This is a genomic window from Pseudoduganella buxea (genome assembly GCF_009720835.1).
Taxonomy (GTDB): Bacteria; Pseudomonadota; Gammaproteobacteria; order Burkholderiales; family Burkholderiaceae_D; genus Rugamonas; species Rugamonas buxea.
Genome location: NZ_WNKZ01000359.1, coordinates 1 through 201, shown reverse-complemented (window position 1 = coordinate 201; position 201 = coordinate 1). Strand labels below are relative to the sequence as shown.

Annotated in this window: 1 protein-coding gene; it reads right to left on the bottom strand. The window is 60.7% G+C overall.

Annotation, left to right across the window (positions count from 1 at the left end):
* Positions 1-201, bottom strand: a 201-nt coding sequence (locus GM672_RS30355) for a helix-turn-helix domain-containing protein (protein WP_170300310.1), incomplete at both ends; no start/stop codon positions are given.

The following is a 201-nucleotide window of genomic DNA, read 5'->3' as shown; positions in this document are numbered from 1 at the left end:
TGGGCCGATCGTCCTTGGCCATGGCAAGAAAGCGGTGGCGCCAGCGAAAGCTCGTGTTGCGGTGAATGCCGGTTGTTTCCGCTGCCGCGCGTACCGTCATCGAACCCAACATGCACTGCAGGAACGGTAGCCATTTTTCGCGCAGCCGGATAAACGCCAGCGGCGTATCGGTCAGTGCATTGAAGGACCTGTGGCACTGGC